This window comes from Nostoc sp. UHCC 0302 (assembly GCF_038096175.1).
Lineage (GTDB): Bacteria > Cyanobacteriota > Cyanobacteriia > Cyanobacteriales > Nostocaceae > UHCC-0302.
This window is the reverse complement of record NZ_CP151099.1, coordinates 375598-389191: the sequence shown is the minus strand read 5'-3', so window position 1 is coordinate 389191 and position 13594 is coordinate 375598. Positions and strand designations below refer to the sequence as shown.

Sequence of the window (13594 nt, the reverse complement as noted above, 5' to 3'; positions counted from 1 at the left end):
CTCTGCGTTCTCTGCGCCTCTGCGGTTTGTTTATGCTTGACTTCTACCAACAACTAGCAGCCGCCTTAAAACAAAATGCTGTAGTTCTAGCCACCGTCACCAACACCAAAGGTTCCGTACCCAGAGAAGTCGGCGCGAAAATGTTCATCAGCGCTGATGGTAAAACCTATGGAACAATTGGCGGTGGTGCTGGGGAAGCAAAAGTTTGTCAGCAGGCTTTACAAGTTTTGCAAACAGGTGAAAAACAATTTGTAGAAATTGATTTATCTGGCGTACCGCAACGAGAAACTCAAGGCGTTTGTGGTGGCACAATGCTGGTATTGTTAGAGTTATGGAAAGGCTCTGAAAGCTTAAATTTAGTCAATCAAATTATAGATACTTTAACATCTGGGGGAATGGGTGCGATCGCCACACCTTTTACTCCAAATGAAAAACCTTATTTACTGACAGAACCTTACTTAATAACATCTCTAAAAACCACAGAATTAATTGAACCTTTACTACCACCGCCAACACTGTTAATTATTGGTGCAGGACATATTGCAGTTTCTCTAGCACAGATTGCTAAAATAGCAGGTTTTCAAGTTATTGTACAAGACGATCGCCCAGATTTTGCCACAGAAGAAAGATTTCCCGAAGCATCGCTATTGCTAGCAGAACCCATCACCTCAATTCAGAAAATATTAGAGAAAATTTCTAATTTATATGTGGCTTTAGTTACTAGAGGTTATCTGCATGATTTAGCAGCATTACGAACTTTATGTAACTATCAAGTGCAATATATCGGTATGGTTGGTAGCAAAAAACGAGTCACCACTGTGTACAAAACACTGCAAAATGAAGGTTTTACAACTGAATTTTTACATCAGATATATGCACCAATTGGTTTAGATATTGGTGCTTTAACACCAGAAGAAATTGCGGTTAGCATCTGTGCTGAATTAATTAAAGTCCGACGTGGTGGTAGTGGAATTTCATTATCTGAGAAAATCTCACGTGAGTAAAAGATTGACACAGTTTGCTATCATTCTCGCCGCGGGTGCATCAACTCGCATGGGTACTTGTAAAACTTCACTACCTTGGGGTGAAGGTAAAACCTTATTAACTTATCAAATAGAACAGTGGTTAAGCGTCGATTTTACACCTTTAGTAGTACTTGGTTCACACAATAGCTATAGACAAAAAGATTGTCCTATCGGCAGTTTGACTGTAATTAATCCTCATTCTAAAGTCGGAAAAACAACTTCTCTGCTGACAGGGTTGCAAAATATTCCAGCAGATTTTGAAGTCTTAGCGATTTCAGCAGTTGATCAACCTAGAAAAGCAGAGATTTATCAAACATTACTGCAAGCACACAAAGATAATTCAGCCTTGATTACTGCACCAACCTATGAAGGTAAAATGGGGCATCCATTATTGTTTGGAAATGATATGCGATCGCACTTACAAAATATTCGCGAGGAAACTTTTGGTTTACGCCAAATTATCAAAGAGTTTTACTCAGTAATTCATCAAGTAGAATTTAATAATCCATCTGTGCTTATAGATATCAATACACAGGAAACTTATAAATATCAATTGCGTATTTTTGAGTAATGAAAAATTGTAAGCTGGGCTGAACATATATCTATCAGAAAAAATACCTCTCCCTGTTAACTATTTTCTTGCATGAACGCTACAAGATGAATAGAATAAGAAAGAGGCCATTGGAGAAATACTATGCCTACTGTTTATTTAAAAGGTGGAGACAGTGTACAGGTAAGTCTAGAAAATCTAGAAGATTACCTTAATGAAAACCAAGAGCGCATCGAAATTCGCCGTAAAAAACTGCGGAGACCACCAATCGATAATGCTACAGTCTCTACTAGCAGTAAATAATTACTGTTATGTTAGGCAAATCTTCCGCTTCAAACTCTCCACTAGCTAGTTGCTCTCTAGTTCTAGCAAAGTAGACATCGCAACCATTGAAAATCCTATATTCTGTCATCAGATTATCATTTGGTGACTGTATGTATTCTTGTTCCCTACCCAACTCGGCGTAAACATAAAGACCCTCTTTACCTCTTATCTCTCCATAGACGCAGCCATTAGCACAAGCCGCCTCAAATTCTTCGCGAGTGGCTCTTATTCTCAGTGGCATTGTTTCTCCTCACAAACAACCATAGGAGACATCTGCTTGAGTTAAAAGCCGCAGGGTTCCCGGTATGTTCGGTATTGGGTTATAATTGTTGTACAACAAAGTGACCATCAGTTAATTTTTTCTCCTTGTGTGGAAAATTACTTGAAATGGTTAAACTGCTTTGGAAAATAGCTTTGCCTGTGCAGCAGGTATTGCAAACTTATTTGAACACTGGAGGTTCTCGTTGGCGCGAGAGCCTCTTTTGCATTAACAAATTCACTTTTATGCCGCCTTGAGCAGGCATTATCGGAAATTATTTATACAAAGGTGTTCAAAGTTGAGGTTATTTTCATCTTAGCATGAGCTAACCGAACATTTGCAAGGAGTGTCCGGCAAGTTTGATAACAAATTTAGCTATGGAAATCTCTTGAATCATGAAAACCTAAATACTCGATGCATTATTAGCTTAAAAGTTATAACTTATTAAGATATAACAGAACTATGGCACGTAGTGCATGGGTATCCGTATTATAAAAATAAATGCACTATGTAGGAGATTTATATGCCAACGCAAGAAAGCTCTCAAGCAGGGGGAGAAAATCTTCCAAAAACCAACAGCCAGCCAGATTCAGTCATGTTCGTTCACAACCTGCTTGACGAATATGGCTTAGACCCTTATGAGTTTCGGATCTATGCTCATGCAGTTCGCAGAACAGGGGGAAAACTTGATGGTAAGTATTTTGCTAGCTTGAATAAGACAGCAGAAATCTGCAAGATGAGTGTTCGCAAAGCCCAGTATGCACTCAAGTTTCTTTGTGAAGCAGGTTTTTTAAATCAGGAAAAGCGGAAAGGACGCACAGATCAGTACAGAGTCACTCACAGCCGTCAGTGGGCCAAACCAGAAGACTTAGAGGTAATCCGAGAAAAAGTTACAGGTGTTAAAAGAAAACAGCCTAAGAATAATAGTAAATCAGCTAAATTAAAATCTTCTGCAACTGAACAATCCAATGAAATAGACGTAATAAGTTCACTTACACCATCTCAAACTCTACCTGATTACTCTTGAGAAAATCATGAGTAAAATGATCCACAACATTCGTATCAGCAAGCTCTAAATTATAAAAATCTACAGCCTCATGCTCAAAATATGGCCCAGCGTGCCAAGTTCCCTCATTTAACTTGATAAAACAATTCCCTGGAATTCGGAAAGCTGCAATCTCCTTTAACGCTGGTTCATTCACATCGTTACAAGGAGGACAAACTGCAATTAACCAATCTTTCCCCTCCAAAGAACCCAAGCACTGAGTGCATTGCATATGGCGAGTAATTTTATGAAATTTCCGCCCTCGCTTTTCTAAGCGCATAATATAAAAGCGGGGAATGCCATGTTGCAGATTTAAGTTGGCATCTTCTGCATCGTAAGCCTTACCATCTTGACTAGCAAAAATTACCTGTCCATAACGCCGAAAGTTTTCTGGCGTCACCCATTGCGCTTGCAATTGTTGCACTGTCTGAGATGTAGTCATATCAAACTTTTGTGAAAATAGCTATGTTGATTTACCCTTAAATAACTATATTAATACAGTTATTAAGGGTGTCTTCTTGAATTTGGCTGCCTTAAATTAATAAAAAACAACCTTAGCTAGCTAGATAACTACGCACTTGTTCCTTTTGGCGTCTTAGTAAACTGAGTGCTTTTTGCTCAATCTGTCGCACCCGTTCTCGACTAATACCCATGCGATCGCCAATTTGTGCTAAAGAAAGTTCATGCCCATCAATAAGGCCGAAACGCAAGGTTAATATTTCTCGCTGCTGGGGAGTTAACTTTGACAACAGGTTATGTAAGTCTTGGTGCAGAGATTCTTCTGTAGCGTAGTCTTCTGGAGAAAGTCCGTCATCCTCCAATATGTCCTGCAATTCTGTATCCTGTTGTTCTCCAACTCGCGCCTCTAGGGAGAAGGGTTGACGCGCTAGGTACAAACACTCTCTAACTTGGCTGGGTGTTAAAGATAATGTGTCAGCTATTTCAGCAGTAGTAGGAACGCGTCCCAATTGCTGAGATAATTCTCGCTGTGCGCGTTTAATTTTGTTTAATTTTTCAAAAACGTGAATGGGTAACCGAATTGTACGTCCTTGTTGAGCGATCGCACGTGTAATTCCTTGACGAATCCACCAATAGGCGTAAGTAGAAAATTTATATCCAAGAGTCGGATCAAATTTATCAACACCTCGCTCCAAGCCTAAAGTACCCTCTTGGATTAAATCCAGAAACTCCAAGTTGCGCCGCTGGTATTTCTTAGCAACTGCTACCACTAACCGGAGATTAGCCTGAATCATTTTCTGCTTAGCTCGATGTCCTTGTCTTAAGCCTTGTTGCAGCTCCTCGACAGTTAAATTCATCCTATCACTCCATTCTTGCAGTGTAGGTTCGCGCTCTAATTTCACAGCCAATTCTTCTTGAGCAGCTAGTAAATTCATCATCTGCTGCACTTGTTGAGCAAAAATAATCTCTTCCTCATGAGTCAACAAATCTACACGCCCTATCTCTTGTAGATAAGCACGTACAATATCATCTGTATTCCGAGGTTTTTGAGCTAAAGCTAGATTTTTTTTCTTGGTTTTTTCAACTTCGGTCTGTAGAGATGTCAAGTTGCTCATGGTTATTTACTTCTCCTTAACCTGATTAATTTTATAGTGTCAAGCAAGTATAGATATCCAGTTTCATAGCATTTTCATCCTGCTGACCAGTTTATTACTCAGCCTGATAATTACTATTGTATAACATAGTACAAAGGAAAAATGTAGATAAGAAATACACAATCAATGTACCACAGAGTATTGAACTCATCACTACGATAAATTAACTAATAAAAGTATCATCAGCATACTTTTTCAACAAAATGTTCTTACTCAAGATTGATTTCTGTATATCTTAAAACATAAGTAGGTTAGGTTAGTTCTCCAATATGGTTTAGGGAGAAGAAGCGAAAATTTCCCTAATTCGTCATCTTATTACGGGGAACAAATAACCAATAGGAATAGTCAATGTTATTCTTTAGGATTATCTTTTCGTCTACTTTATGTTTAAGATAATTTATTCTTAAGATCAGCTTGTTAATATAAACTACTTTAATTTTTCGGCTACATTATCAATATATAAATCAATACTTTTTTCACTTAATCTATTGTAAATTTCTACTAATTGTTGTGTGTTTTAGATATTTATTAGCTAACCATAAAATAAATATTAAATTCTATAAATTGTGATAATTGAAAGTAGCGCACCATCCACTAATTTTAGGCGGTGCGTGATGCATAAACATTTGCCATAGCCAAAGCGCCTTGGCTCAAAGCTGAACCAAGGCGCTTTTGACGCTACACCTGTAAAGTTTGTCATGTACAAGGCACTAATATTAATCCCCCAAGATAAAGCTAGAGATGCACGTTTGGAAATGTAGATAGAATCTAAGTAAGGGTGTACTGCAATATACCTCTACGAATTCCCTTGGAGAATTCTTATGCTAAACGCGCCTCCGCCAAATCGCGTATTAGGGAAGTTTTAGAGCAAATATAAGCTTTTAGAGTAGTAGTCTCTTCACTGTCGAGAGCTTTAGTACTCTCAACCTGTCCCAACAACTGCTTGACCAAATCTGTATCGTTGAGTCCAAGAAGTGTGCTGGCCTGGGTTTCTTCAACTATAGACCAAAGATAACGTAATGTTTTTGAGTTTACGAGACATATTTTCATTCAACCGCTCCTTGCTTGGGCCAGACTTTGACAGTGTTGGTAAGAATCTCAAAAGTAATTCTAGATGAGTAAATCTAAAGAAAACCTTAAATTTTACAGAAGTTCACTAATTAGATGCAAATCTAAACAAAACATAAATTCTAGTAATCATAACAGTGTTAGCTATTGCGGAACGCCTGTCATAGCCGAAAGTGCAGATAGGCAACGATTGAGTAGTTAACGCTCTAACTGGATTTGCACGAAAAGGTCAGTTGCATCTGGATAGATATTGTAAGGTTCCACTTTACAGTCGTAGCAGCCAAGATTATCCATGATCGAGTAAAAAGTTTCAGCACTAAGAACTGTAGAGTGTCCAACGCCATTTATATCTGAGTAATTGGGAGAGGATGGCTCAATATAAGAAATAACATTAAACAGGACATACTTTTTAGCATTCTTAAGCATTTTCTTCAAAAAATACTCAAAAAACAAGTCATAGTACCTTACTCTTGTTACTAAAACTCCCAAAGATAACACAATATCGAATTTAGTTTCTGGGGAAAATGAGGGGTCAATAAAATTAACTAACTGGAACTCTCTTAAAGGGAATTTCTGCTTTGCTTCTGATACAAATCCAGGGACAATATCGATACCAAAATAGTTGTAATTATTGAAGTTTGGGAAGCGCGATGACAAGTAGTAAAGAAGTTCTCCTTTACCACAACCAACATCTAAAACTGAAAAACCTGGCTCAATAGTAACTCTTTCAAAGAGCTTATCAAAAAAGTGAAAATTTCTCTGTTCGTTTCTTTCTCCAATACTTTTAGCTGATACTAATCCTTCCTTTAAAATGAGTTGGGAATAGTATTCTCCTATACGCTGTCCATCCTCTAACCAGTTATGTATTAGTTCATCACAGAATTTTGTCACTTTTATATTTTATAGAGATTATTAATAATAGGATAATAACTCATGCAAATAACTTTGCCTATTTAAATGTTAAATAGGCAAAGTTGTTTTACCGAATAACCTTTGAGTAATCAGGTTTTAAGCCGATAGTACATAACCTGAAATATGTTTCAATTCTTGCGGTAGTCGTTCGCGCTAGCCTCTCCCTTTAGGAGAAGGAGAAGGCTTAAGCTTCTCTTGTCTACGAGAGGCTGCGCCAACGAGACGCTTCGCGAACGCTTATCGTTTAATTCATACTTGGATTCAGCCTTCTGGCTACCATGCAGATATCAATTAGATGGAAGCCTATTTATCGAACTATTGTTTAGCAAAACGCTCTTATTGATACTGCTATGTAGTCCAAGATGAATAATAGCAAGAACGAACTTTACCGTTCCATATAATGTTCTGTTTATCTAAGTAGCCTTGTTACCCTAACATCATATTCAGTGCCTTTAGGATGATCGCTCCTAGCCTGGACTAGTGCTATACCATCAGCCTTTTGTTTTGACTCTGCGTTGATTTCGTACCGTGTTGTCCCGCATTGACAATTATTATTCGTTTGACCAAGAAATTCTTTAATATCAACCAATACTTCGTAAGTGTGAACCATTGTGGAACCTCCGAAGGTGCAAATTGCAAACTATGGTAATACAACCCAGTATATGGAGCTAACAAGTGCTTATTCTCAAATAAATACAATTCTTTATCAGTTATCTTGATAAATTAATGCTCAAGGAAGAAGACAAGAGAAAAAATTTGATTAATTTAACCTATCGAAATATTTTGTTAGATAGATATACACAGTGATCAACAGAATGACAAAAATATATTATATTCGTAGGTTATGAAGAGCCAGAAAATGCCAGAATCTAAAAAATTAATATTTCTAATTAATCATTTACTAGTGTTGACGTTAGTAACTTCTTGTGGTGGCAAAACACCCACAGAAAATATGCTAAATGAAGCACAAAATGTAACTTCATGGGCTGCCACAGCCAATATGGTTGGTGATGCCTGGGTACGCCAAGCTGTACCAAGTACTTATGCTCAACAAACATTAAAAAAAGCTCAAGAAGAACTAATAAAAGAATCAGGCAACATAGTCCAAATCAAGCCATCTTCAGATACAACTGAGCGTTATAAATCAGTGCTGCTGGCTGATACTTTGCAGTTAGCGAATACAACCAAGCAAATATCTATAGCAGTGACACAAAAAAATCGTACACTAGTGCAACGACAACTCAGAGAGTTAGCGACAGAAGCGCGATCGCTAAATCAGGTTAAGAACAATATTAAGGCAAACGAATGAAAAAAATTTTTGAAATCGCCCTTGGTATTGTAACCAGTATCGGCGGCTTTCTCGATGTAGGTGCGATCGCCACAGCTGCAGAAGCAGGATCTGAATTCAGCTTTCAACTAATTTGGGCGATTATTCTTGGTACAATTTGCGTAATCTTCTTAGTAGAAATGTCTGGCCGCTTGGCAGCAGTAAGCAAGCATACATTAGCTGCCGCAGTCCGGGAACGCTTTGGGTTCAACTTTTATGTTATACCCTTATTCGCAGAAATTGCCGTAGATTTTTTGGTTCTAGCTGCCGAAATTGGGGGTGTGTGTATTGCCTTACAACTTTTAACAGGTATCAGTTTTCAATGGTATGCTCTACCCGTTGCCTTTGCAATTTGGTTGCTACTTTGGAAAGGTACATTTGGCATTATTGAAAACGGTATTTCTTTACTAGGACTAATTACACTCGTTTTCGTCGTTGCTACCTTCAAACTGCATCCATCGTTAACCCAAATTGGCGCGGGTTTATTACCAACCTTGCCACAACAAGATACCCCACATTATTTATACCTTGCCGTTGGAATCTTAGGTGCATTGATTAGCCCCTACTTATTTTATTTCTATTCATCTGGTGCAGTAGAAGATAAGTGGGATGAAAGCCATGTCGGTGTGAATCGTGCCGTAGCTGGTTTAGGCATGAGTTTTGGCAGTATTGTATCGCTGGGAGTGCTGATTGTGGCTGCACTGGTACTCAAACCTAAAGGTATTCAGGTTGATAGCTACGAACAGGCGGCGTTGATGTTAACAGAACCTTTTGGGTACTGGGGCTTTGTACTATTTGCAGCTTCCTTGGGCATTGCTTGCTTTGGTGCTGCACTAGAAGTAAGCCTGGATACTGCCTATATTGTTGCTCAAGCCTTTGGTTGGAATTGGGGCGAAAATCTTAAACCAAAAGATGCTGCACGCTTTAGCCTAGTCTACACAGTGTTTGTTTTTCTTGCCTCATTGTTAATGGTATTTGGTATCGACCCATTGCAATTAACATTGTTTTCAATGGCAATTACAGCAGTGATTTTGCCGCCTGTTATCATACCATTTTTAGTTTTGATGAACGATGAATTATATGTTGGCAAGTATCGTAATGGTTGGATTAGTAACAGCGTTGTTATCTTTACAATTGTGCTGACCTTTGTGCTAGCTATTGTTGCTATTCCTCTAGAAATTATTGGAGGTTAAATCGATTTTAGATTTTGTAGCAAATCTGAGTATAGGCTTACTCCGATCATAACTTTTCAAGACAGATTTTAAATTATAAATTCGGTGCTGCTGATTGAAAACTACAATTAGTAAAAATGTGATATAACTACGAGCTTTTTCTTTTACTGCTACATAAGCCGTGAGCGCATAACTCACCTGATAGCATGGTAAATATTGAAAAGTGAATTAACTTCTTCATATTGATAATGCTTTTTTCCCCAAATTTGTTTAATTAGACTGAAGGCTGATTCCACTCTCTACGTTGCAATAGAAGAGGTAAGCTACATCAAAAAATAAAAACACGACATGACAATGAACCAAACGAGTAATCAAGAAAGCGAGTTAAATTCGTGCCAGCACCTTGTTGGTATCCGCATCTTGCTAGTAGAGGATGAGCCAGATATTGCAGATTTGCTCATCTTCATACTGGAAACAGCAGGTGCAGAGGTAATTGCTTTGCTCGACGCAGAAGCAGCCCTCGCCACTCTCGAATCGTTTCATCCCGATATTCTGCTATCCAATGTAAAATTGCCTCATCATGATGGAAATTGGTTAATTAAGCAAATTCGGTTGCATTCAAGCTTATTGCTACGACAGTTACCAGCAATTGCCATTACTTCTTATACAAGAGAAGTTTCATGTCACAAAGCTTTGAATGCCGGCTTTGATCGATTTCTAGTCAAGCTTGAGAGTCCACAAGAAATCGTGAGTGAGATCGTTCACCTACTATCCAAACATTCTTAATAGCTACTTATTCCTCTCGCCCGAATTTTTGTAGACTGGCGTATGGACATTGCATAATAAAATGCAACGCCAATTAATATCCTAAATTCAGCAATGCCAAGATTTCTTTTTTTTCTCTACGCCTTCTCGACGAGAAAGCGGTTCGCTAAATCCATCAACAATTAACCAGAAGTAACAAAAAATGAATGTTATTAGAGATGTTTTAGATAACCAATTAGTTGACCGCAATCAGTGCAAAATGGGTAAAGTCGATGGCATTGTGATGGAGTTGCGAGACGGGGAACCACCAAGACTTGCTTATATCGAAGTAGGAGTCACAACCCTAGCTAGACGGCTAAATCCGCGCTTGGCTAGTTGGGTAGCAGCAATTACAAGTAAATGGGGCGCGAAGCAAAGTCAACCGTTTCGGATTCCGTGGTCAAAAGTGCGGGATATTGGTATTGATGTCGAAGTTGATGTCGAAGCCCAAGCAACACCAGCCTTAGCCTATGAAAAATGGTTGCGCGATCGCATTATCACAAAAATTCCAGGTGGATAATAATGACAACTCGTGAAATCCATTTAGAACTACTGCTAGGTAAACCAGTATTAGACTCAACAGGTACAACAGTAGGACGCATTGAAGAAGTACGCGCCCAACAACAAGGTCAAGAATGGATTGTTAAAGAATATCTTATCGGATATACTGCTGCCCTAGAACGCTTATCCGCTTGGACAGTTGGCTTAAGAATTTTACATTTACTTGGGGCGCATAAAATCCACGGTGGTTATACAGTACCTTGGGATAAGCTAGATTTGACTGACCCTAACAAACCGCGTCTGCGTTGCAGTTTAGATGAATTGAAGTCATTAGACAAACAGCCATAGTAGTTTTCACTCTGAATCTAGAAGCTGTCATTACTAAAATCACGAGTTCTATCAAAAAAATCACATATCTATAGGGTTTTTAATTTTTAATTTTTAATTCCCTAAAGGAGCTTTGCTTAGCTAGAACAACTACAAATTAACTTGCTAAAAAATATCTGCTAAATTTTTATACAATTTCTAGCGAAAGAAAGAGTGAGAGAGGGCATATGTCTGTAATCATAAATGCGAAAAAGATTTAACTTACTTAAGTAGTCATATGCCGCAATATTTCGGGAAACTACCCACAACCAATCAACCTTGGACAACTATTGGTAATGTGCAAGCTGTAAATTGGAGTGATAATACCATCAATTTTGACTGCGGCAACTCACGCCTCACCATCAGTGTACTTGCCCCTAATTTAATCCGTGTGCGTTTAGCACCAACTGGCGAATTTATGCCGCGCCGTTCTTGGGCAGTGGCATTGGATGATTCAGAATGGGAAGTAACACCTTTTACAGTGCAAGAAACTGAAACAACAGTAGAAATCAAAACAGAACAAATTCGCGTGTGTGTGCAACGGGAAAATTGCCGTATTGCTTGCTTCGACAAAGCTAACCGCCCATTTGCCCAAGATGCAGAGATAGGGATGGGGTGGCGTCTGGGTGCAGTTGCAGGGTGGAAGCAAATTGCAGCTGATGAACATTTCTACAGCTTTGGTGAACGTACAGGTTTTCTCGATAAACTCAGCGAGGTAAAAACCAACTGGACGGTTGATGCCTTAGATTACGATGCCATTACTGATGAAATGTACCAGGCAATTCCGTTTTTTATAGCTTTGCGTCCAGAACTTAGCTATGGCATCTTTTTCAATACCACATTTTGGAGCCAGTTCGATATCGGCGCTGAACAACCGGGTGTCTGGAAAATGGAAACTCGCGGCGGCGAGTTAGATTATTACATTATTTATGGCCCTGAACCTGCCCAAATCCTCTACACCTACACTCAGCTAACTGGGAGAATGCAGTTACCGCCAAAATGGGCGCTTGGCTATCATCAATGTCGTTGGAGTTACGAATCAGAATCTGTTGTGCGAGAACTAGCGCAAGAATTTCGCCAGCGCCGCATTCCTTGCGATGTCATCCATCTCGATATCGACTATATGCGGGGTTATCGAGTGTTTACTTGGAGTCCCCAACGCTTTCCCAACCCGGCAAAACTCATCAATGACTTGGCACAGGATGGTTTTAAAACAGTTACAATCATCGATCCTGGTGTGAAGTATGAACCAGAAGCCAATTATCACGTTTTTGACGAAGGAATCAAAAACGACTACTTTGTGCGTAAAGCCAATGGCGAGTTGTTCCACGGCTACGTTTGGCCTGAGAAAGCTGTTTTTCCTGACTTTTTGCGTTCTGATGTGCGTGACTGGTGGAGTGATTTACACAAAAGCCTCACTGACGTAGGTGTAGCAGGAATCTGGAATGATATGAACGAACCTGCCATAGATAATCGACCCTTTGGCGATGGTGGGGAAAAAATTTGGTTTCCTCTGGATGCACCGCAGGGGAACGAGGAGGCGGGGATCAAGGGGCAGGTGGCAGGGGAGAATGTCTCCGTGTCTACTTCTACTCATCTAGAAGTACATAATTTGTATGGGTTGATGATGGCTAAAGCGTCTTATGAAGGGCTACAACGGCTGCGGGGTACAGAGCGATCATTTGTGTTGACGCGATCGGGATATGCGGGTGTGCAGCGCTGGTCTTCTGTTTGGATGGGGGATAATCAATCGTTGTGGGAGCATTTGGAAATGTCTCTGCCTATGCTGTGCAACATGGGGCTTTCGGGCGTGGGATTTGTGGGTTGCGATATTGGCGGGTTTGCTGGTAATGCCACAGGAGAATTATTTGCCCGTTGGATGCAGGTAGGAATGCTCTACCCACTGATGCGGGGTCATTCGGCAATGACTACCGCTCGTCATGAGCCTTGGGTATTTGGCGATCGCGTTGAAAATATCTGTAGAGAATACATTAACTTACGTTACCAACTACTGCCCTACATTTACAATCTTTTTTGGGAAGCAGCAACAACAGGCGCACCGATTTTAAGACCCTTACTCTACCATTTTCCCAACGATTCTAAAACCTACACCCTCTATGATCAGATATTGCTAGGTGCATCGCTGATGGCTGCACCAATTTACCGCCCTGGAGTTGAGTATCGCTCTGTCTACTTGCCCGCAGGCACTTGGTATGATTGGTGGAGTGGCGAATCTTATGAAGGGCCTATTCACATTCTTGCTCATGCGCCACTAGAAAGAATGCCACTATATGTCCGTGGCGGTGCGATTATTCCTATGCAACCCGTCCAGCAATATGTTGATGAACACCCACTCGACCAGCTAAGGTTGAGAGTTTGGTCTGGTAATAATCAATATAAGTTTTTTGAGGATGATGGGCAAACAAGCAACTATCACAATAATAATTACTCACTGATCAATATAAATGTATCTACTGTTAACAATCAAACAGTAGTGGAAATTGGAGCCAGAGACGGGGAATGGACACCTCCACGTCGGGAAGTGATTGTAGAACTCGTTGGTGTTGGAGAGCAGCGCTTTCAAGATGATGGAAAGCCACATAGCCTGAAATTCTGAAAAGCGACTAT

General features: G+C 39.7%; 16 protein-coding genes. 10 read left to right on the top strand and 6 right to left on the bottom strand.

The features are described 5' to 3' along the window. Positions 1 to 32: 32 nt before the first annotated feature. The 3 genes from WKK05_RS01660 (at position 33) to WKK05_RS01650 (ending at position 1878) form a co-directional block, all read left to right on the top strand. Complete coding sequence (locus tag WKK05_RS01660) at positions 33 to 1004, top strand: XdhC/CoxI family protein (RefSeq protein ID WP_341528084.1); 972 nt, start codon at positions 33 to 35, stop codon at positions 1002 to 1004. A 4-nt stretch (positions 1005 to 1008) separates the two neighbouring features. Then, on the top strand, positions 1009 to 1596 hold the full coding sequence (locus WKK05_RS01655; RefSeq protein ID WP_341528083.1) for a nucleotidyltransferase family protein: 588 nt from the start codon (positions 1009 to 1011) through the stop codon (positions 1594 to 1596). A gap of 123 nt (positions 1597 to 1719) precedes the next feature. Next, the gene (locus WKK05_RS01650; protein ID WP_341528082.1) at positions 1720 to 1878 is read left to right on the top strand and encodes a hypothetical protein; all 159 of its coding nucleotides are present in this window, start codon (positions 1720 to 1722) and stop codon (positions 1876 to 1878) included. Here WKK05_RS01650 and WKK05_RS01645 read toward each other — a convergent pair. Continuing rightward, a complete protein-coding gene (locus tag WKK05_RS01645) occupies positions 1865 to 2140 on the bottom strand; it encodes a hypothetical protein (protein WP_341528081.1) in 276 nt (91 codons plus the stop codon). The genes WKK05_RS01650 and WKK05_RS01645 overlap by 14 nt on opposite strands. Before the next feature lie 541 nt (positions 2141 to 2681). On the opposite strand from WKK05_RS01645, the gene WKK05_RS01640 reads away from it, so the two are divergent. Beyond that, complete coding sequence (locus WKK05_RS01640; RefSeq protein WP_341528080.1) at positions 2682 to 3185, top strand: helix-turn-helix domain-containing protein; 504 nt, start codon at positions 2682 to 2684, stop codon at positions 3183 to 3185. On the opposite strand, the gene WKK05_RS01635 is transcribed toward WKK05_RS01640, so the two are convergent. The 5 genes from WKK05_RS01635 to WKK05_RS01615 all read right to left on the bottom strand — a co-directional run bounded on the left by WKK05_RS01635 (position 3151) and on the right by WKK05_RS01615 (position 7406). Next, positions 3151 to 3645, bottom strand: a complete 495-nt coding sequence (locus tag WKK05_RS01635) for an ureidoglycolate lyase (RefSeq protein ID WP_341528079.1) — start codon at positions 3643 to 3645, stop codon at positions 3151 to 3153. The two genes, WKK05_RS01640 and WKK05_RS01635, sit on opposite strands and share 35 nt — an antisense overlap. Positions 3646 to 3757: 112 nt before the next feature. Next, on the bottom strand, positions 3758 to 4777 hold the full coding sequence (locus WKK05_RS01630) for an RNA polymerase sigma factor, RpoD/SigA family (protein ID WP_341528078.1): 1020 nt from the start codon (positions 4775 to 4777) through the stop codon (positions 3758 to 3760). 858 nt (positions 4778 to 5635) lie between these two features. Then, positions 5636 to 5866 (bottom strand): hypothetical protein, encoded by a 231-nt coding sequence (locus tag WKK05_RS01625; RefSeq protein WP_341528077.1) that lies wholly within the window; start codon positions 5864 to 5866, stop codon positions 5636 to 5638. A gap of 216 nt (positions 5867 to 6082) precedes the next feature. Further along, positions 6083 to 6775, bottom strand: a complete 693-nt coding sequence (locus tag WKK05_RS01620; RefSeq protein ID WP_341528076.1) for a methyltransferase domain-containing protein — start codon at positions 6773 to 6775, stop codon at positions 6083 to 6085. A 430-nt stretch (positions 6776 to 7205) separates the two neighbouring features. Then, the gene (locus WKK05_RS01615) at positions 7206 to 7406 is read right to left on the bottom strand and encodes a hypothetical protein (RefSeq protein ID WP_341528075.1); all 201 of its coding nucleotides are present in this window, start codon (positions 7404 to 7406) and stop codon (positions 7206 to 7208) included. A 249-nt stretch (positions 7407 to 7655) separates the two neighbouring features. Between WKK05_RS01615 and WKK05_RS01610 the strand changes: the two genes are divergently transcribed. From WKK05_RS01610 to WKK05_RS01585, 6 genes are all read left to right on the top strand, one after another. After that, positions 7656 to 8105 (top strand): hypothetical protein, encoded by a 450-nt coding sequence (locus tag WKK05_RS01610; RefSeq protein WP_341528074.1) that lies wholly within the window; start codon positions 7656 to 7658, stop codon positions 8103 to 8105. After that, complete coding sequence (locus WKK05_RS01605; RefSeq protein WP_341528073.1) at positions 8102 to 9316, top strand: divalent metal cation transporter; 1215 nt, start codon at positions 8102 to 8104, stop codon at positions 9314 to 9316. Before WKK05_RS01610 ends, WKK05_RS01605 begins: the two co-directional genes overlap by 4 nt. Before the next feature lie 327 nt (positions 9317 to 9643). Next, the gene (locus tag WKK05_RS01600) at positions 9644 to 10081 is read left to right on the top strand and encodes a response regulator (protein WP_341528072.1); all 438 of its coding nucleotides are present in this window, start codon (positions 9644 to 9646) and stop codon (positions 10079 to 10081) included. A gap of 181 nt (positions 10082 to 10262) precedes the next feature. Continuing rightward, a complete protein-coding gene (locus WKK05_RS01595; protein WP_341528071.1) occupies positions 10263 to 10619 on the top strand; it encodes a hypothetical protein in 357 nt (118 codons plus the stop codon). 2 nt (positions 10620 to 10621) lie between these two features. After that, on the top strand, positions 10622 to 10948 hold the full coding sequence (locus WKK05_RS01590; RefSeq protein WP_341528070.1) for a hypothetical protein: 327 nt from the start codon (positions 10622 to 10624) through the stop codon (positions 10946 to 10948). A 256-nt stretch (positions 10949 to 11204) separates the two neighbouring features. After that, positions 11205 to 13583 (top strand): glycoside hydrolase family 31 protein, encoded by a 2379-nt coding sequence (locus WKK05_RS01585; RefSeq protein ID WP_341528069.1) that lies wholly within the window; start codon positions 11205 to 11207, stop codon positions 13581 to 13583. The last annotated feature ends 11 nt before the right edge of the window (positions 13584 to 13594 follow it).